Raw genomic sequence first — 26,259 nt, forward strand, 5'->3', positions numbered from 1 at the left:
GCGCCCAGGAAGACGGAGTGCTTCTGCAGGGAAGGCGACCCGATGTGCGGCTGCCTTCCCTAGCGGTTCAGCGGGGCACGGCCGCGCGAGCGCAGCCGACGAGCTCCTTGAAGAGCGGCGAGGTGACGTACCGCTCCCCGCCGTCGGGAAGGATCACCACGATCTTCTTTCCCTGCATCTCGTCGCGCGCCGCGATCGACAGCGCCGCCGCCATCGCCGCCCCGCCGGAGATGCCGACGAGGATGCCCTCGGTCTTGGCGAGCCGGCGCGCGGCGTCGAACGACTCGTCCTCGGACACGGGCACCACCTCGTCGATGAGCTCGCGCCTGAGGATCTTCGGGACGAAGCCGGCGCCGATGCCCTGGATCAGGTGCGCGCCCACGCGGCCGCCGCTCAGCACGGCCGCGTTCCTGGGCTCGACCGCGATCATCTTCACGCCCGGCTTCTTCTGCTTGAGCACCTCGCCCACGCCGGTGATCGTCCCGCCGGTCCCCACGCCGGCGACCACGACGTCGACCGTCCCGTCCGTGTCCTCCCAGATCTCGCGCGCGGTCGTCACGCGGTGCGCGGCGGGGTTCGCCGGGTTCTCGAACTGCTGGAGCATCACCGCGCCGGGCGTCTCTTCCACGATCTGGCGCGCCCGCGCGACGGCCTGCACCATGAGCGACCCGGGCGTCAGCAGCACCTCGACCCCGAAGGCCCGGAGCAGCGCGATCCGCTCCGGGCTCATCGACTCGGGCATCGTGAGGATCAGCCGGTAGCCCTTGGCCGCCGCGATCATCGCCAGCGCGAGGCCCGTGTTGCCGCTCGTCGGCTCGACGAGGACGCTCCCGGTCTTCAGCTTGCCCTGCCGCTCCGCGTCCTCGACCATCGCGAGGCCGATACGATCCTTGACGCTGCCGCCGGGGTTCCGGCTCTCGACCTTGCCGATCAGCTCGGCGCGCAGCCCCTTGCCCGCAGAGCTCAGGCGGACGAGGGGGGTGCGCCCGATCGTCGCCGCGATGTCGTCGAAGATTGAAGCCACGTGCCGCCTCCCGTGATGGCCGTTGGCCAGACGGGAGCGCCGGCCAGCGGGCTAGATGGAGTAATCTTGCACGAAGATCTTGGCGTCTCGGAGATTTACCAGCACCCTGTCCCCCTCGGACAGGCCGAGCTCGGCGACGCGATCCTTGGTCAGCTCGACGGAGAGCGGCTGGCCGTCGGAGAGGCGGAGCTCCGCCTTGACCATCCACCCGACCCGCGACAGCCGCTCGACGCGCGCGACGCTGGCGTCGTCGGCGGCGGGCGTCTTCGAGGAGTCGATCCGGGTGTGGACCTCGATGTCGTGCGGACGTACGAAGGCGTGCACGCTCGCGCCGTCGCCGGTCCCGGGGGGGGCGTGCACCGCGAGGGTGCCGAGCGCCGCTTGGCCGTCGCGCACCTCCCCCTTGAGCACGTTGATCGACCCGACGAAGCTCGCGACGAACTCGGTCGCCGGCCGGTCGTAAATCTCCTCCGGCGTGCCGATCTGTTCGACCCGCCCCTTGTGCAGCACGATGACCCGATCGGCGAGGTCCATCGCCTCTTCCTGGTCGTGGGTCACGAAGACGCTCGTGATCCCTCGCTCCTTGTGGAGCCTCCGGATCCACTCGCGCAGCTCGAGGCGGACCTTGGCGTCGAGCGCCCCGAACGGCTCGTCGAGCAGGAGCAGCGACGAGCCTGGCGCGAGCGCGCGCGCCAGAGCGACGCGCTGCCGTTGGCCGCCCGACAGCTCGTGCGGGAACCTGCCGCCGAGCCCGTCGAGCTGCACGAGGCTGAGGAGCTCGTCGACGGTGGTCGCGATCTCCTTCCGTGGCCGCTTCCGAATGCTGAGGCCGAAGCCGATGTTGTCGCGCACGCTCATGTGCCTGAACAGCGCGTAGTTCTGGAAGACGAAGCCGATATTCCGGTCCTGGACGCGGGTGGTGGTCGCGTTCTTCCCATTCAGGACGACCTCGCCGGAGTCGGGGCTCTCGAGCCCGGCGATGATGCGCAGGACGGTGCTCTTGCCACCTCCGCTCGGCCCGAGGAGCGCGACCAGCGCGCCGCTCTCGATCTCGAACGAGACGTCATCGACCACCTTGTTCGGACCGAACCGCTTCGTGAGCCGCTCGACAACAATTCCCATAAGCAACAGCTAGCCTTCCGACCCGTCTCGATCGCTCCTCGGGCAGAAAAAGCGAGGGGCCCGAGCGCGCACCAGCGTCGCCTGCCGGGCAGGTAGGCGCAACCAGATTCAGAAATACACATCGGAAAGGTGGGCGTATTTGCAAGAAAGGGGGCGTGCTGATGCAAGAAGGCTGACAGAGGGCAGGAAGCGCGGAGCCGGTGCTCAGGCCGACCTTTCCCGTGTCGGTCGGTCCTCAACCTCGGTCAGTCCTCAACCTCGGTCGGTCCCAACCTCGGTCGGTCCGCCACTGTCGGTCCGCTGGTCCACAACCTCGGTCGGTCCCGGTCCTGAGCCGATCGGTCGGTCCTCAACCTCGGTCGATCCACAACCTCGGTCGATCCACAACCTCGGTCGGTCCTCAACCTCGGTCGGTCCTCAACCTCGGTCGGTCCTCAACCTCGGTCGGTCCACGGTCGGTCCACGATCTCCAACCCCGGTCGGTCCCCAGTCGGTTCCCGAACCCCAGAGCGAGCTCAGCGGCGCGGCGGGCTTCGCGCGGCCGGCTGCTGCCCGACTCAACGGACGGCCCGAGGTGCTAGCATCGCCGCGCCGCGACGCGGCAGGCCCGGGACCGGAGGCCGCGGCGCGGCTGGACGAGGACGCGAGGCCGCGACGCGGCAGGACCAGGACGGAAGGCGGATGCGTTGTCTGGTGACGGGGGTGGCCGGATTCATCGGCTCCCACCTGGCGGAGCGGTTGATCGAGCTCGGGCACGAGGTGCTCGGGGTAGACCGCTTCACCGACTACTACGCCCGCGAGCTCAAGGAGGGGAACCTGGCACGGCTGCGCGGCGAACCGCGCTTCTCGCTCTCGACGGCCGACCTCGCGACAGACGATCTCCGCCCGCTGCTCTCGGGCCGCGAGGTCGTCTTCCACCAGGCGGCGCAGGCGGGCGTGCGCCCGAGCTGGGGACAGAGCTTCGAGGTCTACCTGCGCGACAACGTGCTCGCGACGCAGCGGCTGCTGGAGGCAGCCAGGGCGCATGGCCAGGTGCGCAAGCTCGTCTATGCCTCGTCCTCCTCCGTGTACGGCGACCCCTCCGGCGACACGGGGGATGTACCCATGCACGAATCCAGCCGGACCGCCCCCCACTCACCCTACGGGGTGACGAAGCTCGCCGCCGAGCAGCTCTGCGAGCTGTACCGGCGCAACTTCGGCCTGCCCACGATCTCGCTCCGGTACTTCACGGTGTACGGCCCCAGGCAGCGCCCCGACATGGCGTTTCACCGGTTCATCGCCGCCGTGCTGAAGGGCGAGCCGGTCCGCGTGTACGGCGACGGCGAGCAGACGCGCGATTTCACGTACGTGAGCGACGTGGTGCAGGCCAACGTCGACGCCATGGAGGGCGGCGCGGTGGGCGTGTTCAACATCGGCGGTGGCTCGCGGGTGAGCCTCAACGACGCGCTCGGGCTGCTGGGGGAGCTCGCAGGACCCGTGCGCGTCGAGCGGGGAGAGCCGCAGCCCGGCGACGTCCGGCGCACCTGGGCGGACACCGCGGCCGCGCAGGCGGCGCTCCGGTACGTGCCCCGGGTGCCCCTGCGCGAGGGGCTCGCGGCGCAGGTCGCCTGGCAAACGAGGCGGCTCGGGCTCTGCCGGTGACGGGCGCTCCGCGCCCTCAAGCGCCGGCATCACCTCCGCGAGGGACGAGCTCGACCACGCGCGCCGCCGGCACGCGCGCGCCCACGATCTCGTCCGCGAGGTTGACCCAGCGCACGCAGCGATCGAGGACGACGCTGTCGGACGAGATCACGCCCGCCGCCCCCGCGAGGAGGCGGTCGGGATCGGGGACGAGCGTCGCCTCGATCGAGAGGGGCGCGCCCCCGAGCCGCTCCATGATCCGCGCGCGCAGCCGCCCGGAGCTGGGGATGGCCGCGTCGAGGAGGAAGCGCGCGCGCGCCGCGCCGGCGCCGGACAGCGCGTCGCCGATCCGATCGATGGCCGCGTCGGTCTCCGCGATCGGCGCGTAGCTGCCGCGCAGCCCCGCGAGATCGCGCAGCGCCCCCTCCGGCCCGCGCACGAGCAGCCCGCCCGCGAGGGCCACCTCCAGGGTGATGATCAGGTTGAAGCCGTCGATGTTCGCCTCCGCGCCCTGGAGCGACGAGGACGGCGCGCAGCGCGCGAGGCGCGACGCCCGCTGCGCGTCCGAACAAGCGGCCCGCTGCAGCGCGAGGCGCTGGCGTGCGGCCAGCTGGTGGTGGTCGCCGGCGGTCCGGATCGCGGTGCGCAGCGGATAGCCGCGGCCGAGGAGCCACGTCACCTCCTCGAAGGCCACGCGCAGCGTCCGGACGGCATCGGGGCCGAACAGCCGCTCATCGTCCGGGTGTCCGCCGCGCGGCGCGCCGCTGTGCTCGCCCGCCACGTCACCCGCCTCCGCGGCGCACCAGCACGCCGTCACGCCGTCGGCTCCCCACACGACTCGATTACCACACCCGGGTCGTCTCCGAGCGCTCGTATCACGGAGGTCGCCTGGTCGGTACGCGCGTCGATCGCCGCGAGCGAGCAGACTCCGCCCAAGGAGCAGCTCCTCCAGCAGCGTGCGCTCCTGCACGGGACACACCTCGACGCCCCGCTCGCCCGGCACGCACCGAGCAAGGTCCCGACCGAGCGCCAGGAGAAAAGCGCTTGCGGCAGAGCGCGCGCGCCTCGCTAAATTGCCCCGTTTCTGGGAGCAGCGGAGAGAGAGCGATGGCAGCCCACGGATACAGCTTCGTCACGGACAAGGCGTTCAGCGCGTTCGCGCGGGATCTCGAGCACGGCGCGTGGAAGGGCGTCTCGATCGGCAGGTACGATGTCCCGAGCCGCATCCCGACGGCGTTGCTCTTGGAGGCGCCGAGGCCGGTGGTCTGGAAGGTGCGCGCGCTCTGGAGCATCGCGGCGCTCGATGAGGCGCTCGGGGTGGCGTCGGCCACGGCGCTCGCCGAGCTCGACGCGGAGTGGGACGCTGCCCAGCGAGCGCTGCACCTGTTCCTGGCGTCGGCGGCCGAGGGCAGGGATCCGGCCCACCGCGACGCGGCGATCCGGCTGCGCGGCGCGCTGCTCGCGGGGGCTGGCACCGCGCAGACCCAGTACGGGTACGACGCCGAGGTCGACTTCGGCTGGCACCAGGTCGCCATCGCGAGCAAGGCGCCGCGCTCCGCCGACGTGAAGAAGATCGGCGCCGGCGCGTACCTGAAGCGCATCGAGGAGGCGACCACGGCGCTCGCCAGGGGCCTCGGCCGGAGCTCCGGCCAGACGCGCGCGATCGACCGCTCGAAGCGCATCCGCGAGGCGATGACCGCGTGTACGTCGGCGTTCAACGCCATCCACGACGAGATCAGCTGGCTGATCGAGCACACGCCGAGCGGCAAGCAGCGCGAGCTCCTCGAGGCGCTTCACGCGCCCTTCCTCGCGCTGCTCGAGCGGAGCCCACAGCGCGCCCTCACGGCCGACGAGAAGGGCGACACGGCCACCGTGGAACCACCGTTGCCACGGCTCGGCAGGCCGGAGAGCACCCCCGCCTGAGGCGTCCGACACCTGAAGACGCGCGCCTCGCCCCGCGCCAGCCCCCGGCAGCGCTTCCCTCTCCCCCCTGCCAGCACCCGGCAGCGCTTCCCTCTCCCCTGCCGGTGACCGGCAGCACGTCCTGCCCTCGTTGCCGTCGCGCTTGCAGCGCGTTCTCGGACGGAACCGCGCCTTCTCGTGACGTTCTGCTATCCTCCGCCGCCGTGATTGTGGACCAACCCCCCACACCTGCCCCTCACGAGGCTCCGGAGGACCGGGCCACGTTCGGGCTCTCCGCCTTCGATCCTCGCCCGAGCCTCATGGCGCCTTCCATCGCGCCGGCCGCCTCGGCGGCGCCGCACGTCTCGGTGGTCGTCCCGGGGCTGAACGAGGCGGAGAGCCTGACGGAGCTCGCGCAGCGGGTGGATCAGGCCTTGAAAGGGCGCTTCTCCTACGAGCTCATCTTCGTGGACGACGGCAGCACGGACGACAGCTGGGGCGTCATCTCCAGGATCCGCGCGGAGAACCCGGTCGTGAAGGGGATCCGGCTGCGGAAGAACTTCGGCAAGGCGACGGCGCTCACGGCCGGGTTCCGCAAGGCGAGGGGCGCCGTGGTCGTCACGATGGACGCCGATCTCCAGGACGACCCGGCCGATCTGCCGAGCTTCATCGCCAAGGTCGAGGAGGGCCTCGACGTCGTGGTGGGCTGGAAGGTCAACCGCCTCGACCCCGCCAATCGCCTCGTCCTGTCCCGGATCTTCAACGGGACCGTCCGCGCGGTCACGGGCGTGAAGCTCCATGACATGAACTGTGGCTTCAAGGCCTACCGTCGCGAGGTGCTGCGCACCATCCCGATCTACGGAGATCTCTTCCGGTACATCCCGGCGCTCGCCGCCTGGCAAGGCTTCCGCGTCACGGAGATCCCGGTGCGCCACCACGCTCGCAAGTACGGCGCCTCGCGCTACGGACTGGAGCGCATCCTGCGGGGCTTCTTCGACCTGCTCAGCGTCATGTTCCTGACGCGCTACTCGAAGAAGCCGATGCACCTCTTCGGCCTCATCGGCCTGGTCTTCGCTGCGACCGGCGTGACCATCAACGCGTATTTGACGTTCCTCTGGCTGCTCGGCCACAAGATCGGAGACCGGCCGCTGCTCCTCCTCGGCGTGCTGATGATCCTCCTCGGCATCCAGTTCTTCTCGATGGGTTTCATCGGCGAGTTCCTCACCTTCCAGATGCAGCAGCGCCACCTGGCAGACGAGCCGCCCATCCGCGAGGAGTTCGAGTGATCTCCGAGCCTCGCCTCGATCGGTCCCGGGTCCCCGCGTCCGGGCGCCTCCCCTCTCTTCAGGCCCTCTGCTCCACGGCGCCGCGCTGAGCGCGCGGCCGGGGTTCGCCGTCGTGAGCCGCACCGCCCTGCGCGCCCTCGTCCGCCTGATTGGCCCGCTCTTGCTCGTCCTCGTGGTCGTGCGCATGGACGACCGGGACGCGGTGCTCGGCGCGGTCGTATCGGCCTCGGCTGGCCCGCTCGCGCTCGCGGCGGCGCTGAACGTCCTCAACATCCACCTCAAGGTGGTCCGCTGGGACGCGCTGCTGCGCGCCCGGGGCATCGTCTATCCGCTTCGGCGTGCGTGGAGCGCCTACGCGACGTCGCTCTACGTTGGCATGCTGACCCCCGGGCGGGTCGGCGACCTGCTCCGGATCCGCTACCTGCGCCACGACCTCGGCGTCCCTTACGCGGAGGGGCTGGCCACCGTCGTGATGGACAGGCTGTGTGATCTCTACGTGCTCGCCGCGTTCGTCGCGGTCGGCGTCGCCCGTTACAGCGCGGTGATCGCCGGCCGCCTGGCCTGGCTGACGTGGGGTGGAATCGCCCTCACGGTCCTGGCGCCCCTCGTGTTGCTCATCCCCGGGCTGGCCGAGCGGCTGCTGCTCGCCTTCTCGCGCAAGCTCGCGAAGGATCCGTCGGAGAGAGCGGAGCCCGGCGCGGCGAGCCGCTTCCTGGTCGCGCTGCGCGCTCATGTCGGGCGCGGGCTCCTCTTCACGCTCCCGGTCACGGTGGCGACGTTCGTCGTCAACTTCGCGCAGGGCTACCTCATCGCGCGCGCCCTTGGCGTGCCGCTCTCGCTCTTCGACGTCACCTGCTTGCTCGCCATCGCGAACCTGCTCGGTCTCTTGCCGATCTCGATCGCCGGCGTAGGTGTCCGAGAGCTCTTCTTCTCCCTCGTATTCCCTTCGCTCGGCTTCACCGCCGAGCACGGCGTCAGCTTCGGCCTGCTGATCTTCGCCGTCATCTACCTCATCGTCGTCGCCGTCGGTTTCGTGAGCTGGCAGCTGGCCCCCCCGCCCACCTCCCCGGCCCCATCCACCCCCCGATCCGGCTAGCGCCCCGAGCTCCTCGGTCGCCCGCAGGGGCGAGCGCGAGCGACGATCTCCTTCGATCGACTCAGAGCGAGATCGGGGTCGTGAGCCGAAGAGGCTCCCCCTCGAAGGCCGGCACCCGCGCCGCGGCGGCTCGGAACGCGTCGACCACGCACGCGCCGACCTCGGTCCCGGCGAAGGGCGCCCCGTCCAGCGCCACGTGGGCCTCGCCGCTCGGCGCGAAGGTCACGGTCACGCTCCCCTCCCCGCTCGGCCCGCCCGGCTGCCAGCAGCGCTTCGCCCGGACACGGCCGTGCTCAAGCGCCGCGCCCGCGGCCTTGCCCACCCGGACGCGCGCCCCGTCGACCCGGCTCGACCAGGTGTCGTACCCCTCGTGAGAGCGCAGCGACACCTCGGCAGAGGGGGGGTACGCCCCGCCGCGCTGCAGGCAGTGCGAGGGGCGCACCATCGCATAGCCCGTCGCGGTGGCGAAGCTGCACACCGCGAGCGCCACCAGCAGGGCCCGCTGCCCACCGCCCCGCCCGAGCGGCCCGTCGGGCGGCCCATCATCGTTCGATCCGTCACGCAACCGCTCGACCTCCGCACGGATCTCCGCGATCTCCGCGTCCCGGGCGGCGAGCGCCGCATCCCGCTCCTTCAGCTTGGCTTCGAGGGTTTCGATGCGCGCGCGAGCCGCATCGAGATGATCCCGGTAGTGCGACATGGCGCCATTCTACCGCGGGCCGCGCGTGGCGCCCTGCCCTTCCCGCGCCCTCGCGTCGTTACACGCCCTTCCGCGTCCTTTCGCGATGTTCCCCCCGCTCCTTGACAGCGGGGGGTGGGGTCAAGTAGCCGAGGACCCGCCTCACCTATGCTAGAGAACCACCGCACCAGGCTGAACAGCGCGCTCGCCAAGCTCGACGGCGCCCTCGAGCGGCTCGCACGCGCCGCCTTGACGCTGGCGCCGTGGCCGATCCTCTACGGCATGAGCATCGCCGTGACGGCCTGGGTCTTCACCCACCCGAGCCGGCACGCGCAGCTCGACACGAACAAGCTGACCGAGGTGGAGCGCCGCTGGATGGCCGGCGGCGCCGTCGCCGCCATCGTGGGGGTCGGGCTCGTCTACTTCCTCGTGATGCTGGCGCGGCGGGCCCGCACCCGCTCGTGGGACTTCATGAGCACCGTGGGCCGCCTCAACCGCGCCCTGATCCCCCTGCTCGCGCTCCCGTTCGTCGCCGCGCTCAAGCTCCCGAACATCGAGAAGGACAGCCCGAAGAGCACGATCTTCTTCGCCGCCCTCGCCGCTGTGGCCACGGGCGCCGGCGTCTACGCCTGGGGCCGCCGCGCGCGGCTCTCGCCCGGGCTCGACGATGCGTCCGAGCTCGATGGCGCGCCCGCTCGCGGAGGCCGCGCGCTCGCGACGGTCGCGCGGTGGCTCCCGCCGCTGGCCCTGCTCGCGATGTGGACGGGCTACACGCTCTTCTTCTCCCGGCTCGCGATCACCAACCACCACGCGCTGCACACCAGGACGCCCGACCTCGGGTACTACGACAACATCTTCTACCAGACGATCCACGGACGGCCGCTCGGCTGCTCCTGGCTCAAGGCCGGTTACCACGGCTCCGCGCACTTCGACCCGATCCTCATCCTGCTCTCGCCGCTCTACCTCATCTACCCGAGGGCGGAGTTCCTCCTCATCCTCCAGTCCGCGTGGCTCGGCGCCGGCGTCGTGCCCGTGTACCTGCTCGCGCGCGACAAGCTCGATCACCGCGGCAAGGCGCTCCTGCTCGCCGCCGTGTGGGCCATCTATCCGGCCCTGCACGGCGCGAACATGTACGAGTTCCACTCGCTCGCGCTGATCTCGCCGCTCGTCGTCTGGCTCCTCTACTTCTACGAGACCGGCAGGGACAGGCTGTACTGGGTCACCCTCGCCGTGCTGCTGCTCTGCCGGGAGGACGTCTCCCTGCTGATGTGCTTCATCGGGCTCTACGCCATCTTCGACCGGCGCCCGGGCAGGACCCGCCTCGGCTGGGTGACCATCGCGACGAGCCTCGTCTACTTCGTCATCGTGAAGCTGTTCTTCATGACGTCGGCGGGCATCATCATGTCCGGCAAGGACGCTTATTCGTTCGCCTATTACTACGAGGAGCTCATGCCGAACCGGAGCGGGCTCGGCGGCATGCTCGTCTCCCTCCTCACGAACCCTGTCTTCGCGCTCAAGGTCCTGCTGGAGGAGCCGAAGATCATCTTCCTGCTCCAGCTCTTCGTCCCCCTCTGCTTCCTGCCCTTCCTCGCCAAGCCCGGGCGCTGGATGCTGGCCTACGGGCTCCTGTTCTGCCTGCTCGCCTCGCGCGACGCGGTGTTCTCGATCCACTTCCAGTACTCGTCGATCCTCTTCCCCATCGCGTTCGTGCTGACGCCGATCGCGCTCAAGCGGATCGAGGGCTCCGGGCCGGCCGCGTACTACGGGCTCGACGGGCGGCGCCTGTCGCGCGCGCTGCTCGCCGCCATGATCGTGGCGGCCGCGCTGATGTCGTGGAAGTTCGGCGGCCTCGTCGAGAACGCGTCGTTCAGGGGCGGCTTCTCCCGCGTGGCGCGCAAGCTGACGCCCGACCAGGAGGCGACCTACGCCTGGGTCCGGAAGCAGGTGGAAGCGATCCCGAAGAGCGCCATCGTCGGCGCGACGAGCAAGATGGGACCGCACGTGTCGAACCGGAAGGAGGCCTATTTCTATCCGGGCGACCGCGCCGCGACCGTCCAGTACGTGCTGCTCGACGAGGGGGAGCTCAAGGGCAAGGACCTGGAGCGCCACAACGCGGCGGTGAAGCGCGGCGAGCTCGAGGAGCTCAGCCGGCTGAAGAAGCTGGCGCTGTTCAAGCGGGTGAAGCCGCCGTCGAAGGCGCAGCCGCCGGCCCCGGCGGCCTCCGACGAGCCCCCTACCGGAGACCCGCCCCCGGAGCTACGAAAGCCGGACCGAAAGGGCGGCGGCGCGCCGCCTGCGCCCTCCACCACCGCGGAGCAAGATGAAGACCCTCCTCCTGGCCCATGACTTCAACGCGACCTCCGAGATCGCCCTCGACACGGCGATCGAGCTCGCCCGCAAGCTGTCCGCGAAGATCGTCGTCGCGCACGTGTACAGCGTGCCCGTCTACAGCTTCCCGGAAGGCTCGTCCCTGATCCCCTCGGCCGAGGACGCCGCCCGCATCGCCGATGCGGCGCAGCGGAGCCTCGATCAGGTGCTCGAGCGCCGGCGCGCCGCGCCGGGCGTCGAGATCTCGGGCGTGCTGCGCGCCGGCGTCCCCGACGAGGAGATCTGCCGCCTCGCGGACGAGATCGGCGCCGACATGATCGTGATCGGGACGCACGCGCGCGGGGCGGTCGCGCGGGCGCTGCTCGGCAGCGTGGCGCAGCGGGTGGTGAGATCGGCAAAGGTCCCGGTCCTGTCGATACGGGGACCACAACCGGCCTGATGTATGTGACATCACGAAACCATCACTTCCAGTGTCCAGGGCCGCCGAACCGGGCGTTAGAAATTTCCCGACTTCCTGTCAAATGCGTCCTGCCGCGACGACGAAACCTCGTTGAAACATTGGGCACGTTACGCCCGTGCCATGAAGATCGACACTGGGGATACGGCCTGGCTCCTCGCATCGACAGCCCTCGTCCTTTTCATGACGCCGGGCCTCGCCCTGTTCTACGGCGGCATGGTGCGCCGCAAGAACGTGCTCGCGACGCTCATGCACTCGTTCGCCGCGCTCGCGGTGATCTCGGTGCAGTGGGTGGCCGTCGGGTACTCGCTCGCGTTCGGGACCTCGCACGGTGGGCTCATCGGCGGGTTCGACTTTGTCGGTCTGCACGGGATCGCGACGGTGGAGCGCGGCACGGTGCCGCACATCGCGTTCGCGGCGTTCCAGATGATGTTCGCGGTGATCACGCCCGCGCTCATCGCGGGGGCGTTCGCCGAGCGGATGCGGTTCTCGGCGTACCTGGTCTTCATCCTGCTCTGGTCCACGCTCGTCTATGACCCGGTGGCGCACTGGGTGTGGGCGGAGAAGGGCTGGCTCTTCGAGATGGGCGCGCTCGACTTCGCGGGCGGCACCGTGGTTCACCTCGCGGCGGGCATCTCGGCGCTGATCTGCGCGCTCGTGCTGGGCAAGCGCACGGGATATCCGCACGAGCGGCACGTGCCGCACAACCTGACGATGACCCTGACGGGCACGGGCATCCTGTGGTTCGGGTGGTTCGGCTTCAACGCCGGCAGCGCGCTGACGTCGGGCGGGCTCGCGGCGCTGGCGCTGCTCGACACGCACCTCGCGGCGGCGGCGGGCGGCGCGGCGTGGCTCCTCGTCGAGTGGGCGCAGCGAGGCAAGCCGACCGCGCTCGGCGTGGCGTCCGGCATCGTGGCCGGGCTCGTCGGGATCACGCCCGCGGCCGGGTTCGTGGCGCCGTGGGCCGCCGTCGTGATCGGCCTGCTCGCGGGCGTGGTGTGTTATGCGGCGGTCGTCTCGAAGGAGCGCCTGCGCTACGACGACTCGCTCGACGCGTTCGGCGTCCACGGCGTGGGCGGCCTCCTCGGCGCGGTCCTCACCGGCGTCTTCGCCGAGAAGGCCCTGAACGAGGCCGGCCGTGACGGCGTGATCGCCGGCAACCCGGGGCAGATGGTCCCGCAGCTGGTCGGCATCGCGGCCGTCGGCCTGTACGCCGCGATCGTGACCTTCGTGCTCCTCAAGCTGGTCGACAAGCTGATCGGCCTGCGCGTGCCCGAGAGCGACGAGCGCGAGGGCCTCGACGCAACCGAGCACGGCGAGACCGGTTACGCGCTGTAGCGACACAGAGGGGGCAGCCACAGACCCAGGTCGACAAGGGCTCCCGGCCGCGCTCGTCCTCCCGGTGAGGAGGGAACCGCGCGGCCGGGGGTGCCGTCGCTGTTGCCTCCCCCGGGGCGCACCGCTAGAGCGACGGACGGTTCGAACCGAAAGGCGCCGAGAGCGCCAAGAGAGCTCGACAATCTCTTGGCGCTCCCGGCGCCCTGACGGTTTCTACGCTCGAACCGAACGGTGCTCCATCTTGCGCCGAACCTTCCCCCTGGGCGCGCGCCGCGAGCGGGCGCCCCGTCATCACGGAGCAGACAGGCATGAGCGGCCATTCCAAGTGGGCCACCATCAAGCGCAAGAAGGGCGCGCTCGACGCGAAGCGCGGCAAGCTCTTCACGAAGCTGATCAAGGAGATCACCGTCGCCTCGCGCATGGGCGGCGGAGACCCGAACGGCAACCCGCGGCTCCGTAAGGCGATCAACGACGCCAAGGGCCAGGCGATGCCCGCCGACACGATCAAGCGCGCCATCCAGCGCGGCACCGGCGAGATCGAGGGCGCGAACTACGAGGAGATCCTCTACGAAGGGACAGGGCCCGGCGGGACGCTGTTCCTCTGCGAGGCGATGACCGACAACCGGAACCGCACCGTCGCCGAGATCCGGAAGATCTTCGAGAAGAACAACGGGCAGCTCGGCGCCGGCGGCTCCGCGCAGTGGGCCTTCGAGAGGAAGGGGATCATCCTCCTCGCGAAGGACGCGGCGACGGAGGATCAGCTGATGGACACCGCCGTGGGCGCGGGCGCCGACGACTACAGCGACCAGGGAGAGGAGTGGCAGGTGCTCTCCAGCGTCGACGTGATGGACACCGTCGTGAAGGCGCTCGAGGACGCGAAGATCGCGGTGAAGTCGAACTCCGCGGGCTACGTCCCCAAGAACAAGAAAGAGGTCGCGGGCCGCGACGCCGAGGTCTGCCTGAACCTCGTCGACTCGCTCGACGACCACGACGACGTGCAGAACGTCTACGCCGATTTCGACGTCCCCGACGAGGAGCTCGCGAAGCTCGAGGGCTGATCCCGCGGCAGGCGCGAGCCCGTCACGGCCGCCAGATCGGGAAGCTCACGATCGCCCACGAGAAGAACGCGTGGGCGAAGACGGCCGGCGCCAGGCGCCCGGTCCGGTGCACCACGCGACCCCACACGATCGAGCAGCCGAAGCCCGCCGCGACGAGCAGCGGGTTCGGCCCGGCCACCGGATCGCCGAGCAGGAACAGCGTGGGGGCGTGCGCGGCGGCGAACAGCGCGCTCGACAGCAGCCACGCGGCGCCCCGGTCGAGCGGCCCCTCCAGGGCGCGCAGGACGAGCCCGCGCCAGACGATCTCCTCCAGCGCGGCGATGACGAAGACGAGCGCGCCGACGAACACGCGCGCGTCGGCCGAGGGGTCGCCGAGCTGGAGGTACAGGCGAAGGACCCACGCCTCGCGAGGCGAGCCCCGCGGGGCGAGCAGCAGCTGCACCGCCATGGCGAGCCCGTAGAGCCCCGCCGCGACCAGGGCGCCGCGCGCGAGATCGCCGGACAGGGGGCGGAGCGCCGCGCGGAGCTCGCCGCGCCGGCGGAGCCACATCACGGTGATCGCCGTGAGGACGGCGTAGAGCGCGCCGAGCGCCGCGAGCATGGCAGGCGCGCCCGCGCGACCGGGATCGAACGCGAACGAGACGGCGAGCGCGACGCAGGCGGTGACGGACGCGGCGATGAGCGCGGCCTCGCGGCGCGAAGAGCGCGGCGGATCGCGCGGATCGATCGCCCGCGGACCGCGCGACGAGGCCGGGGCGGCCGAGCCAGAGGCAGCCGGAGGAGCCGCGGCGGAAGGAGCCGCGGCGCGGCCTTCGCCCGGGATCATCGCGCGCTCGCCTGACCCGTCGGACTCGTCCGACTCGTCCGACTCGTCCGACTCGTCCGACACAGTTGCAAGACCCGGTCGAGGATGCGGTCCGCAAGCGCCGGCTTGGGCAACACGCCGAGCGCGTCGGCGGCGTCGCGGGTCACGATCGTGGCGCGGTTGTCGTCCCGGCCGAACGAGTCCGCCGCGTGGTTGGCGACGATCATGTCGACGCGCTTGCTCGCGAGCTTGTGCCGCGCATAGGCGATGACCCCCTCGTCCGTGGCGGTCTCGACCGCGAACCCGACGAGCACCGGCGAGCGCGCTCCGTCGGCGCCGGCAGCGTCCGCCAGGCCGCCTCGCGCCGCGCCGATCTCCGCGAGCAAATCAGGGTTCGGCACGAGCGGGAGCGACGCGAGGTCGGGCGTCCGCTTCAGCTTGGTCGCGTGCTGCTCGGCCGGGCGGTAGTCGGACACGGCGGCCGTCATGATGAGCGCGTCGGCGCCGCGCAGGTCCTCGCCGAGCGCCTGCCAGAGCGCGCCGCGCATCGAGAGCGCGCCGCGCACGTCGACCCGGCGCGCGCCCGGCGGCGTGGAGAGCGATACGGGGCCGGCGATGAGCGTGACCTGCGCGCCCCGCGCCGCGGCCCGCTCCGCCACGGCGAAGCCCATCTTGCCGGTCGACCGGTTGCCGAGGAAGCGCACGGGATCGAGGTCCTCGAGCGTTGGGCCCGCGGTGACGACGACGCGGAGACCCGCGAGGTCGCGCGGGGCGAGCCGCGAGAACGCCGCGGCCGCGATCGCCGCGGGCTCGGCCATGCGCCCGAGGCCGCGCTCGCCCGAGGCGACCTCGCCGAAGACCGGGCCGACGAGCTGCACGCGCCCGTCGGCCTCGAGCGTGGCGACGTTCCGCGCCGTCGCGGGGTGAGCCCACATGCGGGGGTGCATCGCCGGCGCGGCGAGCACCGGCCCCCGCGCGCACAGGGCGAGCGCCGTCACGAGGTCGTCGGCGCGCCCCGCGGCGAGGCGGGCGATCACGTCGGCGGTCGCGGGCGCGAGCAGCACGAGATCGGCCTCGGCGGCGAGCGCGACGTGCAGCTCGCCCGCGAAGCCGGGATCCCACATGGTGTCGCGCACCGGCTCGCCGCAGAGCCCGCTCAGCGTCATGGGCCCGAGGAACTGTTGCGCCGCGCGCGTCATGATCGGGAGCACGCGCGCGCCGCCCTGGATCAACAGCCGGGCCACCTCGGCGGCCTTGTACGCGGCGATGCTGCCCGAGACGGCGAGCGCGACGGTCGGCCGCGCGCCCTCGGGGGCTTGGCCAGCGGGCGACGGGGCGGAGGCCTCGGGGCGAGGTGCGGGAGATGACGGCGTTCGGCCAGACATGGCGCAGGTGCCAGCGTGGGTCGGGGGGTCGGTCCGGCGTGCACCGTGGCACGAAAATCGCCGATCGTACACGGCCACGACACGGGACACGCTGCGCCGCGGGCGGACGATCCGGGGCCGCGCTGCAGGCAGCGAGCTCGCGCTGGCGCGCACGCGCGCACCACCGCGCGCGCGCCGACACGCGCCAACGCGCCCGCGCAGCAAGAAACCCCGCTGGTTTTTGGGGCGTGGCAGTGGCATCACCCGCCGGGAGCGCGTAATGGGATGAGCTCCCTCAGAGGAATACGACAACGATGGCAAGCACCGTCCTCACCGGCATCAAGCCCACCGGAACGCCGCACCTCGGCAACTTCGTAGGGGCGATCAAGCCGGCGCTCGCGCTCGCAGGAACCGCGTCGAACGCGCTCTACTTCGTCGCGGACTATCACGCGCTCAACGTCATCCACGACGCGCAGAAGCTCCGGAGCCTGGTCCACGAGGTCGCCGCGACGTGGCTCGCGCTCGGCCTCGATCCAGAGAAGGTCATCTTCTACAGGCAATCCGACGTTCCGGAGATCTTCGAGCTCAGCTGGATCCTCTCCTGCTTCACGGCGAAGGGGCTCATGAACCGCGCCCACGCCTACAAGGCCGCTGTCGCCAAGAACATGGAGTCCCGGGCCGGGGCGTCGAGCGCCGCGGGCGCCGAGGACAGCGACGACCTCGACGCCGGGATCAACATGGGCCTCTATGGCTATCCGGTGCTGATGGCGGCCGACATCCTCCTGTTCAAGACGAATGTCGTGCCGGTGGGCAAAGACCAGGTCCAGCACATCGAGATCGCCCGCGATATCGCGCAGCGCTTCAACGCGATCTACGGCCCGACCCTCGTCCTGCCCGAGGCGCGCATCAGCGCCGAGACGGCGGTGATCCCGGGCCTCGACGGCCGCAAGATGAGCAAGAGCTACGACAACACCATCGCGCTCTTCCTGCCGCCGGAGAAGCTGCGCAAGACGATCTTCAAGTACAAGACGGACTCGTCGCCCCCGAGCGAGCCGAAGGATCCGAACACCTCGCCGCTCTTCCACCTCTACAGGGAGTTCGCCACGCCCGAAGAGGCGGAGGCGCTCCGCGGCCGCTACCAGGGCGGCATCGGCTGGGGCGAGGCGAAAGAGGCCGTGTTCGAGGTGCTGAACCGCGCGCTCGAGGAGCCGCGGCGCCGCTACGCCGATCTCATGGCCAACCCGGCCCGCGTCGACGCCCTGCTTTCGGAAGGCGCCCAGCGCGCGCGGGCGCTCGCGGGCCCGACGCTCCACGAGGTGCGCCGGGCGATCGGCGCGCGCTGAAGGCCGCGGCGGCGGAGGACGAGCGGAGCTCGCCGCGGCCAGCGCGCGGCGAGCGCCGCCGAGCAGCCGCCGCCGGCTCCGTTCGAGGCCGCCCGCTCAGCCGCCGTCGCTCGTTGTCGTCTTCTTCTGGTTCTGGCGTCGCTTCTTGCCCTTGCCGCCCTTCGCCTCGTCCGCCGCGGGGTCCCGCTGGCCACGGGCCTCCGGCGCCGACGCGCCCGGGGCCTGCGCGACGGCGATCCCCTCGGCGGGCGGCGCGTCCTCGCCGCGCGCGCGGCCGCCTTCCCCTTCGGCGCGCTCCTCCCCCTTCGCGCGGAACGTGCCGAACCCCGCGCGCTCGGTCCAGCCGCGCTCGCCCGTGAGCCCGGGCTCGCGGCTCTCGACGGTGCCGCCGCCCGGCTCCGGGCCGGTCACGCCTGGCGTGCGGACGTCCGGCCCCTGCGTCACAACGAGGTACTCGTCCGCCACGTACTCGGGGTGATTGTCGTCGGCCGTCTTGGCCTCGGGGTCGCGCGGGCCGCTCCCGACATGGACGATCTGCGCGGTCGGCGGGTAGCTGTCGCTCCACTTCTCCCGCACCGCGTAGGCGCCGTCGCGGACGACCCGCGAGCTCGTCGTCTTGAAGCCGGGGATGCCGCGCTGTGCGAGCGCCCGCGTCCCTTCGGGCAGCTTCGGCGTCGGGCGCTCCAGCTCCTCGAACGGGACGACCTCGTCGATGCGACGGAAGTACGTGACCGTGAGCTTGCGCGAGGGCCCGAGGATCTCGGCGCGCACGACGCCGCCGGCCACCGTCTCGTGGAGCACGATCGGGAAGTCGAACGGGTTCCTGAAGCGGTAGTTGATCGTCGGGTAGACGACGGTCGCGTCGAGGCCGAGCTTGATGTAGTAGCTCGGGCGGGAGTGCGGGTAGCGCTCGACGATCTCGAGCCCCGCGAAGAACGCGGCGCCGTGGAGCGTGCCCGAGATCTGGCAGGTCCCGCCGCCGAGCCCGTCGACGAGCTCTCCCTGGGCGATGACCGGAGCGACGCGGTACCCGTGCGCCTCGTCGCGCGGGCCGACCGTCTCGTTGAAGTCGAAGATCTCGCCCGGCATGACGACCACGCCGTCGAGCTTGGACGCCGCGAGCCTGAGGTTGTACGTCCTCTCCTTGGATCTCGCGCCGGTCGCGTAGCGCGTCTCGAAGTAGCCGAGCACCTGATCGAACTTGACGTTGCCGAGCTGCTCGGCGACGAGCTTCGGCGCGATCGTCTCGACGCTGGCCTGCGCGGTGTCCTCGCCCGCCCGGAGGGCGGCGTCGATGCGCGCGAGCGTGCCGTAGACGTCCAGCCGATACCCGATCTTCTCGGGCTTGAGCTGCTTCCCCTCGAGGTCGACATACGCGTCGACCGCGGGCGCGTCGAGCTCGACCTTCAGGTCGAGCAGCTTGCTGATCGCCCGCTCGGAGTCGAGGAGGAGCGGGATCGGGATGTCGAGCGGCGCGTCCTCGTCGCTCTTGTCGCCATCGCCGGCCCGCTCGTGCGCGCGGCGGAGCGCGCTCTCGGGGCGGAGCGCCTCGCGCACGAACTCGGCGAGGCGGACCCGGTTGATCTCGACGCCGAGATCGTTGCGGCGGAGCGCGCGCGCGGAGCCGTCGGGGAGCACGATCCGGATCTCCCCGGTGGCGTAGCGGCGCACGAGGTCGAGCGCGTTCGCCACCACGTCGCCGCCCGTCGGCACCGGCACCTGCGCCACGCGGAGGACCGGCGGGGGCTTGGGGCCGTCGTCCGGCGGGGGCGGCAGCACGAGGTAGGTGATGGCCAGGCCGCTCGTGACGAAGATCGCCACCAGCGCGGCGAACCGCCAGAGCTCCGGCGAGCGGCGAAGATCCATGCGAGGGCGGCCATCTTGAGAAGCGTTGCCCGAACCGTCAAGCGAACGCGGGCGCGCGGCGCGGCTACGGTGCGGCCCGCGTCACATCGGAGCCGCCGCGCGGCGCCTTCGATGCGGCGCGCGCGGCCCTGAGGAGCGGCTCCTTGATCGAGCCCGCCCCGGGCACGAGCAGAGAGCCCCGCTGGCGCGGCGGGCCGCCGTGCGGCGAGGAGCGCAGGAGGAGCGCGCCCGCGAGCACCACGAGGACCACGAGGCCGACGGTCGCGGGGACGAGCCAGCGCCGCGCGCGGCCCTCGTCGGACGTCGGCGGCGCCGGCCGAGCGCCCTGCGGTGGGCCGGCGCCGCGCTCTGCGCTCGCGCGCCCGGGCTGAGCGGCGGCTTGCGGCGAGCTCTGCTGTGACTGCGGATAGTCGAAGTCGATCGCGCGCTCGCGCGCGATCTGCATGGCCTCCTGGATCGCGGCGCGCCGCCGCTCACCGCGCGGGCCGAGCATCTGCTGCATCAGCACAGCGAGCTCATCCGAGGTGGCGATGGGCGTCGCTGGCGACAGCTGCTCGATGGACTGGCGCAGCTCGGCCATCGTGGCGAAGCGCTCGTCCCTCGGCTTCGCGAGCATCCTCATGATGATGCGCCCGACGTCCTCCGGGAGCGACGGGACGAGGGTCCGCGGCGGCTCGGCTGCCGCCTTGTCGCAGATGCGGCGCACCGTCGCAGGATCGTTCTCGGCGTGGAAGGGGTGCTTGCCCGTCACGAGCTGATAGAAGACGATCCCGAGCGTGAACACGTCGGTGCGCCGATCGATGGGCTCGCTGCCCGCCTGCTCCGGCGACATGTACGCATACTTGCCCTTCAGCTGGCCGACCTGGGTTCGCTGCAGGTTCGAGGCGGCCTTGGCGACGCCGAAGTCGAGGATCTTCACCGACCCGTCGTATCCGACCAGGATGTTTTGCGGCGAGACGTCGCGGTGGACGAGGCCGACGGGCTTGCCGTCGCGGCCGCGCAGCTCGTGCGCGGCGTGCAGGCCGAGGGCCGCCTCGGCCACGATGCGGAGCGCGAAGGGGAGCGGCAGACCGCCGCGCGCCTTGCTCTCGCGGAGAACCAGGTTGAGCGGCTCGCCGTCGATGAGCTCCATCACCTGGTAGAGGACGCCGTCCTCCTCGCCCACATCGATGGTCTCCGCGACGTTCGGGTGATGGATCTGCGAGACCAGGGTGGCCTCGTCGAGGAACATCGCCTCGAAGTCGGGATCGTCGCTCAGCTCGGCGCGCAGCAGCTTGACGGCGACGATCCTGGGGAGCTGGCCGCCCGTTCGAGCGGCCCACACCGAGGCCATGCCCCCGAGCGCGATGGGGACGAGGAGCTCATAGCGACCGAGCGTGTGGCCAGCGCGTACTTCTCCCATGGTGCTCACGTGCCGCGTAACCCCGGAGCGAGGCAGCGCCCGCCGGGAATCGAGCCCCCCGAGCGCGGCCCGCCGCGGCCCGCCCACGAAGTCGGGTCCGCAAGAAGCGCTCGGTGTGCCAGGTGGTGCTCTTGATCGAAAAATGACCGCGTGCGTCCGGAATGCGACCGGGCGCCTGGTGTTCGGATCGTCGCAGAGAACGCCTTGGCGCTCAACCCGGAACGCCGTTCAGGTCGCAGCGTGATCTTTCACCGATCCATCGCGGAACGGGCCGGTCGCGCTCAGCGCGTGAGCCCCCGTGCCTTGGATAGATCACCGGTGTCCTCGGGCGGCGCGTCGGGCTGCGAGGACTCGGGAGACGGGATGACCTTGCGCAGCGCTGACAGGTGTCGCTTGGTGACCCCTGTCACCGCCAGGATCTGAGCGTCGGTCGCGCGACGAACTCCTTCCATGGAACCGAGCTCCCGGAGGAGCGCCGTCCTCACCGCGCTGCCAAGCCCTGGGATGTCCTCGATCTCGGACCGGAGGCGCCGCGCCTTGCCGAGCCGCTTGCGTGCGTGGTTTGCGAAGCGGTGCGCCTCGTCGCGCGCGCGCGCCAGGAAGAAGAGGGCGGAGCTCGTGGATCGGAGCGGGATACCGTTCTTCTGGCCAGGCAGGTAGACGCGGTCGACGAGCTTCTCCCCGGTCTGCGTCTCCCGCTCCTTCGCCAGACCGACGATCGGGAGACCGTGCAGGCCGAGATCGCGCGCCGCCGACAGCGCCACCTGAAGCTGGCCGCGCCCACCATCGACGACGAACAGATCTGGAAGATCCCACTCGCCTCCGCCGGCCTCGGCGCGCCTCGACACATCACCCCCCGAGGCGGCGCTCTCTCGCTCCGCGGCAGCGGACACCGGCGTCCCTTCCGTCTCCGGCGGAGCGTCGCTCGCTGTTGCCGAGCCGATGTCCTCGTCAGCCAGGTCGCCCTCCGTCGCATCGCTCTCGAGCGCGTCGCTCTCCGCCGGATCGCCCTCCATCACGTCGCTCTCGGTGACGCCCTCCATCACGTCGCTCTCGGGCGCGCCTTCGGCGCCGAGGGCGGCCTCGCTGTCTGCGATGGACGCGGGGCTCGCCTGCCGGGCGGCCTTTCCGCGGCGGAAGCGCCGTGAGAGCACCTCGTACATCGCGGCGTAGTCGTCGCCGTCGGCCACGCTCTTCACGTTGAAGCTGCGGTAGCGCTTCTTGTCCGGCTGACCATCGAGGAGCGCCACGATCGATCCCACCGTGTCCCCGCCGCCGAGATGCGAGATGTCGCAGCACTCGATGCGACGCGGGAGCGTCGGGAGACGAAGGCGCTCCCTGATCTCCTCGAGCCGGGCCTCGAGATCGTCGGAGCTCCGCTGCTTCTCCCGGAACGCGTGAGCCGCGTTCTCGCTCGCCATCTTGAGCAGATCGACGCGGGGCCCGCGCTGAGGCACGAAGAGCGCCACCTTGCGGCCGCGCCGATCGCCGAGCCACTCCGCAACACCCTCCGCGCCGTCGGGCAACACCGGCACGAGGACCTCATCGGGGATCGTGGTGGACGCGACGCCATAGTACTCGTTCAAAAAGCCGCCGAGCACCTCGTCGTCCGGCAGCTCCATGTTGCGGAGCGAGAAGGACAGCGTGTCTGTCACGCGCCCCCTCCGCACCAAGATCACTTCGACCTCCACGAGCGTCCCCTCGCGGTAGATGCCCACCACGTCTTGATCGACGTCCTTCACGTAGACGACGCGCTGGGCCTCGCGGACGGCCTCGACCGCCCGGAGCTGATCGCGGTAGATGGCAGCGCGCTCGAACTCGAGCTCCCGCGACGCGTCCCGCATTCGCGTGGTGAGCTCGCCCGTGAGCTCGTCGTGGCGCCCTTCGAGGAAGAGCGCGACCGAGCGGACCATCTCCGAATAGAGCTCCCGGTCCACATCCATCACGCAGGGCGCGAGGCAACGCTTGATCTGGTACTGCAGGCAGGGACGCCGGCGCGACGCCATCTCGGTATCGGAGCAGGTGCGGAGCTGGAAGTGCTTGTTGACCAGGTGGAGCGTCCGCCGCGCGCTCGTCGCCGAGTGGTAGGGCCCGAAATAGCGCGCCTTGTCCGGGGCGGGACGGCGGACCGTCTCGAGCATCGGCCACGCCTTCTGCGTGTCGAGCTTGAGGCAAAGGAAGTCCTTGTCGTCACGCAGCTTGACGTTGAACCGCGGCTTGTGCTGCTTGACGAGCTCGTTCTCCAGTACGGCCGCTTCCTTCTCGGTGGCGGTCACCACCGTCTCCAGATCGGCCACGATCTTCCGGAGTATCGGGATGAAGTACCTGGCGTCGCTCCCGCTCTCCTGAAAGTAGCTGCGGACGCGCGAGCGCAGGCTCTTCGCCTTGCCGACGTAGACGACGGCGCCGGCCTTGTCGATGAACAGATAGCAGCCCGGCGTCGTCGGGAGCGACGCGAGCTTGGCGGCGAGGAGGGCTTCGGGATCCTGCTTGGCGCTCGGGTTGACCACGGCCGGAACGATCTAGAAGTCGCGCGCGCCGGCAGCAAGCGCCGCGATCACGGCTGCTCCCGTGGAGAGCGGCCGACGCGGCGCGCGCCGGTTCTCCTTTACATCTAGAAAAACGCCGTCATGTGACGCGGCGCCGCTCGCCTCGGTGCGACGGGGCAGAACGCCCAGGTCGAGATGTCGGGCGAGTCGCCCGACCCGACCGCGACGTTCGCGAGGACAGGTTCGAGCCGAAGCGAAGGCGACACGAACGCGCCGGCCGGACTGCGGGCGATCACCGCCGCGCGGCGCGGCGGAGTCCGTCGCGCACCGCGTTGCCGTCGGCGCGCGCACGCGGGCGTCGTGATCACGTGAGCCGCGCGAGGCGCATGCGGGCGGGCTGATCACGTGAGCCACGCAGCGCGCGCGAGCGCCCTGATCACGTGAGCCGCGCAGCGCGCGCGAGCGCCCTGATCACGTGAGCCGCGCAGCGCGCGCGAGCGCCCTGATCACGTGAGCCGCGCAGCGCGCGCGAGCGCCCTGATCACGTGAGCCGCGCGCGCCGCGTGTTGACGCGTCGCTCTCGTGAGGCCACCCGATCATGGTGCGCCGCCGTCACACGTCGCGCGATCGCCCGTGTAGGAGGCGGCGCTGGCGACTGCGGTGATGGCGCGCCGCGCCCACGTCGACGCGAGACACGCCCTCGAGCAGGCAGTAGGCTCGACGGCAGGATCTTCGCGGGAGGAGGTCTCGGGTGTCGAGCGCTCCTGCCTCGTGGCCTGGCGGACGACGGCGTCTTCGCCTCGGTCGCAATCCGGCGCGACTCCCGGTCGCTCCATCGCGCCCAGTCCGTCTGGAGCTTCCTGGCCTTGAGAGAGGTCGCCCGCTGGAGAGCGAGGTTGCCCGTACCGGCCATCGGTGCCCGCTTGTCCCCGCCGTAGCTGCGCTTCGGGCTCTCCCCGCAAGCCACTTTCAGCCCGCCGGGCGCCACGGTGGCGAGCGTCTGGGAAGCATCTGGCAGGAATCAGGGAGGAACCTGGGAGGGGCGATGGGACGGCTGATGCCCGGTCGGAGCTCCATCGTTACCGCGCACCCTCTAATCAGGTTGCCTGAACCCGAAAGGACTTGTATGGTCGTAACACCACCAGCGACTGCCCGTTCGATACCCGGGTCCTGGGGCCAGAAGGCATCGGCGGACTGAGCCTGCGGCGCCACCGGCCCCGTGTCTGGTTTTCGTTCGCTGCCGTCCAGGTGCGCCGCCGCGCCTGGTATCGGGCGGCCCCCGAGGTGGGAGTGCGCGTCGAACAGCCGAGGAGTGACGAACTGTCCACCAGCGTCCATCACCACCGCCCCGCTCGGGGGATCGATGTCGCCCTCGGCGGCGACGGTGCGCTTTGCCCCCTCGCACGGGGGCGAGCCGCGGGCGAGCGTCACCCTGGTGCCCAGCACGAGTGTCACCCCCTGAATCAGGATGAGCGGCTGAGCAGGAGCGGCGGCCTCGTGGCCTCCCGCAGGACGACTTCCGGCTTGCCGGGGCGGCCGTCGGAGCTCGGGCACGGCGAGCGGTTTGGGAGACTCGGCCGGAGGCTGGGCAGCTCCAGCACAGCCGCAAAAAGACGCAGCCAGACCGGAGGCGACATGGCCTGGGGGCTGCAACGTGGGTGGGAGCAACCGCGTCGGGCCGCCGCGCCGATCAGCCAGGGGATGTCCTGGCAGGTGGGTGGGGTAGCCCTCATGACGTCGACACCGCCGGAGGGCGGCTCGGTGGCCGACACGTTGCGGTCGATCCCGGAGAGCGGCTCGGTCGGGAGACGAGAGCTCGGGGCATACGGTTACGCCGCCGGAGCAGGGTGGGGTGCAGAAGTGAAAGGCTGCCGCTCCAGCTCACCGGGGTCGCCTGGAACGGCGACCTCGGCCATGACACCTTTCCTTATCGCGGGCGCTCCACCCGGGGGGTCGGGCTCCTCCACGGTCCCTCGGTCAGGCGCCCGCTTCGGCCGCTGCGCGGTGGGGCGCGTGTGTCCGGAGCACAGGAAAGCAGATCTTCATGGGAATGTCGCTGGCTCCCCTCGGTTACGGGGCTGCCCACGGCACGCGCGCTGCGGCATCCAAAGCGGGAGCGCGGTGCAGAGAGGAGCACGGCGCTGTCCATCGCACCCTCTTGGGTTGGGGCGAAGCCTGGCTTCGCGGCGCGACGTCGCCAGGGAGACGAGGTGGCTGGAGTCCGGCTCGACCGGTCGCCCCCAGCATCCGATGACCCGACGGGGAGGTGGCGAGCGCGGGTTCTTGACGCACGTTGAGGGGACACCTCTCGAATTATTTTCAAGCAAGGTGCTGTTCAGCAGTTGACAACTCTAGCTATTCATGGGACGCGAGATCCAATGAACAACGTCGAAACCGAGATCAAAAGCCACGTTGATGCATTCGTCTCTCAGCTGAGCGGACTTGTCCGCAAAGCGGCTCTCGAGGCCGTCGCCAACGCCCTGCGAGGCGAGGGCCAGCCGGTCGCTGCGGCCGCCGCGCCGCGCAAGGTGGGTCGGGCCAAGGCCGCTCCCCAGCAGCCTGCGGAGGTCAAGAAGGCGGTCGGTCGCCCCGCTCGCGCTGCGAAGCCCACCCGCAAGAAGGGCGAGAAGCGCTCGAAGGAAGAGCTCGCCGCCATGACGCAGAAGGTCCTGGAGCACATCCGGAGCAACAGCGGCCAGGGCGTCGAGCAGATCGCCAAGGATCTGGGCACCACCACGAAGGAGCTGACCCTCCCGATTCGGAAGCTGCTCGTCGAGAAGAAGATCACGTCGAAAGGAGAGAAGCGGGCTACCAAGTACTTTTCCCGCTGAAGCCGGCATCGACGCTCTCCAAAAGGGTCCGGCCAAACCGACCGAGGTCGACGTCCCGCCTTCCCGCAAGCCCAGCAGGGGAAATCGCGGCGAGCCGGGAGCTGTCCCGGCAGGCGCGGAGACGTCGCACCTCGGAGCGGAGCAAGCTCCGCAGCCGTACACGCCGCTGGATGCCCCTCAGGAAGTCCCGCCAAGCCATGTCGTCTCCTCGTAGGACGACGGAGAAATCCGGGCGTAAGGCGCGTCAAC

19 protein-coding genes are annotated in these 26,259 nt (G+C 70.9%); 10 read left to right on the plus strand and 9 right to left on the minus strand.

Annotated elements, in window-relative coordinates:
• Positions 1 to 67: 67 nt before the first annotated feature.
• Complete coding sequence (cysK, locus tag WME82_RS39555; protein WP_438039531.1) at positions 68 to 1,024, minus strand: cysteine synthase A; 957 nt, start codon at positions 1,022 to 1,024, stop codon at positions 68 to 70.
• 51 nt (positions 1,025 to 1,075) lie between these two features.
• A complete protein-coding gene (locus tag WME82_RS39560) occupies positions 1,076 to 2,146 on the minus strand; it encodes a sulfate/molybdate ABC transporter ATP-binding protein (RefSeq protein WP_437741684.1) in 1,071 nt (356 codons plus the stop codon).
• Between the two features lie 681 nt (positions 2,147 to 2,827).
• Here WME82_RS39560 and WME82_RS39565 point away from each other — a divergent pair.
• Positions 2,828 to 3,787: an NAD-dependent epimerase/dehydratase family protein gene (locus WME82_RS39565; RefSeq protein ID WP_438039532.1), complete on the plus strand. Its 960-nt coding sequence runs from the start codon at positions 2,828 to 2,830 to the stop codon at positions 3,785 to 3,787.
• A gap of 16 nt (positions 3,788 to 3,803) precedes the next feature.
• On the opposite strand, the gene WME82_RS39570 is transcribed toward WME82_RS39565, so the two are convergent.
• Positions 3,804 to 4,583, minus strand: a complete 780-nt coding sequence (locus WME82_RS39570) for a DUF434 domain-containing protein (RefSeq protein WP_438039533.1) — start codon at positions 4,581 to 4,583, stop codon at positions 3,804 to 3,806.
• 290 nt (positions 4,584 to 4,873) lie between these two features.
• On the opposite strand from WME82_RS39570, the gene WME82_RS39575 reads away from it, so the two are divergent.
• The 3 genes from WME82_RS39575 to WME82_RS39585 all read left to right on the plus strand — a co-directional run bounded on the left by WME82_RS39575 (position 4,874) and on the right by WME82_RS39585 (position 8,050).
• Positions 4,874 to 5,689, plus strand: a complete 816-nt coding sequence (locus WME82_RS39575; protein WP_438039534.1) for a hypothetical protein — start codon at positions 4,874 to 4,876, stop codon at positions 5,687 to 5,689.
• A gap of 299 nt (positions 5,690 to 5,988) precedes the next feature.
• On the plus strand, positions 5,989 to 6,954 hold the full coding sequence (locus WME82_RS39580) for a glycosyltransferase family 2 protein (protein WP_437748094.1): 966 nt from the start codon (positions 5,989 to 5,991) through the stop codon (positions 6,952 to 6,954).
• 112 nt (positions 6,955 to 7,066) lie between these two features.
• Positions 7,067 to 8,050, plus strand: a complete 984-nt coding sequence (locus WME82_RS39585) for a lysylphosphatidylglycerol synthase transmembrane domain-containing protein (RefSeq protein ID WP_438039535.1) — start codon at positions 7,067 to 7,069, stop codon at positions 8,048 to 8,050.
• Positions 8,051 to 8,111: 61 nt separating this feature from the next.
• Here WME82_RS39585 and WME82_RS39590 read toward each other — a convergent pair whose 3' ends face one another.
• Positions 8,112 to 8,750 (minus strand): hypothetical protein, encoded by a 639-nt coding sequence (locus tag WME82_RS39590; RefSeq protein WP_438039536.1) that lies wholly within the window; start codon positions 8,748 to 8,750, stop codon positions 8,112 to 8,114.
• Positions 8,751 to 8,897: 147 nt separating this feature from the next.
• On the opposite strand from WME82_RS39590, the gene WME82_RS39595 reads away from it, so the two are divergent.
• The 4 genes from WME82_RS39595 (at position 8,898) to WME82_RS39610 (ending at position 13,910) form a co-directional block, all read left to right on the plus strand.
• Complete coding sequence (locus WME82_RS39595; protein WP_438039537.1) at positions 8,898 to 11,075, plus strand: DUF2079 domain-containing protein; 2,178 nt, start codon at positions 8,898 to 8,900, stop codon at positions 11,073 to 11,075.
• Positions 11,050 to 11,496 carry a universal stress protein gene (locus tag WME82_RS39600; protein ID WP_437741707.1) on the plus strand — a complete coding sequence of 149 codons (447 nt, stop codon included), beginning with the start codon at positions 11,050 to 11,052 and terminating at the stop codon, positions 11,494 to 11,496. Before WME82_RS39595 ends, WME82_RS39600 begins: the two co-directional genes overlap by 26 nt.
• A gap of 141 nt (positions 11,497 to 11,637) precedes the next feature.
• The gene (locus WME82_RS39605; protein WP_437741708.1) at positions 11,638 to 12,852 is read left to right on the plus strand and encodes an ammonium transporter; all 1,215 of its coding nucleotides are present in this window, start codon (positions 11,638 to 11,640) and stop codon (positions 12,850 to 12,852) included.
• 308 nt (positions 12,853 to 13,160) lie between these two features.
• The gene (locus WME82_RS39610) at positions 13,161 to 13,910 is read left to right on the plus strand and encodes a YebC/PmpR family DNA-binding transcriptional regulator (RefSeq protein ID WP_437295193.1); all 750 of its coding nucleotides are present in this window, start codon (positions 13,161 to 13,163) and stop codon (positions 13,908 to 13,910) included.
• 22 nt (positions 13,911 to 13,932) lie between these two features.
• Here the strand turns inward: WME82_RS39610 and WME82_RS39615 are convergent, their stop codons facing one another.
• Positions 13,933 to 14,736, minus strand: coding sequence for a CPBP family intramembrane glutamic endopeptidase (locus tag WME82_RS39615; RefSeq protein ID WP_438039538.1), 804 nt, complete (start codon positions 14,734 to 14,736; stop codon positions 13,933 to 13,935).
• Entirely contained in the window at positions 14,733 to 16,100 is a 1,368-nt protein-coding gene (coaBC, locus tag WME82_RS39620) for a bifunctional phosphopantothenoylcysteine decarboxylase/phosphopantothenate--cysteine ligase CoaBC (RefSeq protein WP_438039539.1), read from the minus strand. Before coaBC ends, WME82_RS39615 begins: the two co-directional genes overlap by 4 nt.
• 293 nt (positions 16,101 to 16,393) lie before the next feature.
• On the opposite strand from coaBC, the gene WME82_RS39625 reads away from it, so the two are divergent.
• The gene (locus WME82_RS39625) at positions 16,394 to 17,422 is read left to right on the plus strand and encodes a tryptophan--tRNA ligase (protein WP_438039540.1); all 1,029 of its coding nucleotides are present in this window, start codon (positions 16,394 to 16,396) and stop codon (positions 17,420 to 17,422) included.
• A 96-nt stretch (positions 17,423 to 17,518) separates the two neighbouring features.
• Here WME82_RS39625 and WME82_RS39630 read toward each other — a convergent pair whose 3' ends face one another.
• The 3 genes from WME82_RS39630 to uvrC form a co-directional block, all read right to left on the minus strand.
• Positions 17,519 to 19,288, minus strand: a complete 1,770-nt coding sequence (locus WME82_RS39630; protein ID WP_438039541.1) for a VanW family protein — start codon at positions 19,286 to 19,288, stop codon at positions 17,519 to 17,521.
• 64 nt (positions 19,289 to 19,352) lie between these two features.
• Positions 19,353 to 20,690 carry a serine/threonine-protein kinase gene (locus WME82_RS39635; RefSeq protein WP_438039542.1) on the minus strand — a complete coding sequence of 446 codons (1,338 nt, stop codon included), beginning with the start codon at positions 20,688 to 20,690 and terminating at the stop codon, positions 19,353 to 19,355.
• Positions 20,691 to 20,971: 281 nt separating this feature from the next.
• The gene (gene uvrC / locus WME82_RS39640; protein WP_438039543.1) at positions 20,972 to 23,200 is read right to left on the minus strand and encodes an excinuclease ABC subunit UvrC; all 2,229 of its coding nucleotides are present in this window, start codon (positions 23,198 to 23,200) and stop codon (positions 20,972 to 20,974) included.
• Positions 23,201 to 25,557: 2,357 nt separating this feature from the next.
• On the opposite strand from uvrC, the gene WME82_RS39645 reads away from it, so the two are divergent.
• Positions 25,558 to 26,010: a DNA-binding protein gene (locus WME82_RS39645; RefSeq protein ID WP_272102708.1), complete on the plus strand. Its 453-nt coding sequence runs from the start codon at positions 25,558 to 25,560 to the stop codon at positions 26,008 to 26,010.
• The last annotated feature ends 249 nt before the right edge of the window (positions 26,011 to 26,259 follow it).

The sequence above is a fragment of the Sorangium sp. So ce128 genome (assembly GCF_051525245.1).
Lineage (GTDB): Bacteria > Myxococcota_A > Polyangia > Polyangiales > Polyangiaceae > Sorangium > Sorangium cellulosum_B.

What these genes read in the sequence shown, in the direction of transcription:
- WME82_RS39600 (WP_437741707.1), top strand. Translation starts at nt 11,050, where the DNA reads ATGAAGACCCTCCTCCTGGCCCATGACTTCAACGCGACCTCCGAGATC.
- WME82_RS39635 (WP_438039542.1), bottom strand. Translation starts at nt 20,690, where the DNA reads ATGGGAGAAGTACGCGCTGGCCACACGCTCGGTCGCTATGAGCTCCTC.
- WME82_RS39615 (WP_438039538.1), bottom strand. Translation starts at nt 14,736, where the DNA reads ATGATCCCGGGCGAAGGCCGCGCCGCGGCTCCTTCCGCCGCGGCTCCT.
- WME82_RS39610 (WP_437295193.1), top strand. Translation starts at nt 13,161, where the DNA reads ATGAGCGGCCATTCCAAGTGGGCCACCATCAAGCGCAAGAAGGGCGCG.
- WME82_RS39595 (WP_438039537.1), top strand. Translation starts at nt 8,898, where the DNA reads ATGCTAGAGAACCACCGCACCAGGCTGAACAGCGCGCTCGCCAAGCTC.
- WME82_RS39565 (WP_438039532.1), top strand. Translation starts at nt 2,828, where the DNA reads ATGCGTTGTCTGGTGACGGGGGTGGCCGGATTCATCGGCTCCCACCTG.
- coaBC (WP_438039539.1), bottom strand. Translation starts at nt 16,100, where the DNA reads ATGTCTGGCCGAACGCCGTCATCTCCCGCACCTCGCCCCGAGGCCTCC.
- WME82_RS39625 (WP_438039540.1), top strand. Translation starts at nt 16,394, where the DNA reads ATGGCAAGCACCGTCCTCACCGGCATCAAGCCCACCGGAACGCCGCAC.
- WME82_RS39580 (WP_437748094.1), top strand. Translation starts at nt 5,989, where the DNA reads ATGGCGCCTTCCATCGCGCCGGCCGCCTCGGCGGCGCCGCACGTCTCG.
- WME82_RS39560 (WP_437741684.1), bottom strand. Translation starts at nt 2,146, where the DNA reads ATGGGAATTGTTGTCGAGCGGCTCACGAAGCGGTTCGGTCCGAACAAG.
- WME82_RS39645 (WP_272102708.1), top strand. Translation starts at nt 25,558, where the DNA reads ATGAACAACGTCGAAACCGAGATCAAAAGCCACGTTGATGCATTCGTC.
- WME82_RS39575 (WP_438039534.1), top strand. Translation starts at nt 4,874, where the DNA reads ATGGCAGCCCACGGATACAGCTTCGTCACGGACAAGGCGTTCAGCGCG.
- WME82_RS39630 (WP_438039541.1), bottom strand. Translation starts at nt 19,288, where the DNA reads ATGGATCTTCGCCGCTCGCCGGAGCTCTGGCGGTTCGCCGCGCTGGTG.
- WME82_RS39605 (WP_437741708.1), top strand. Translation starts at nt 11,638, where the DNA reads ATGAAGATCGACACTGGGGATACGGCCTGGCTCCTCGCATCGACAGCC.
- WME82_RS39590 (WP_438039536.1), bottom strand. Translation starts at nt 8,750, where the DNA reads ATGTCGCACTACCGGGATCATCTCGATGCGGCTCGCGCGCGCATCGAA.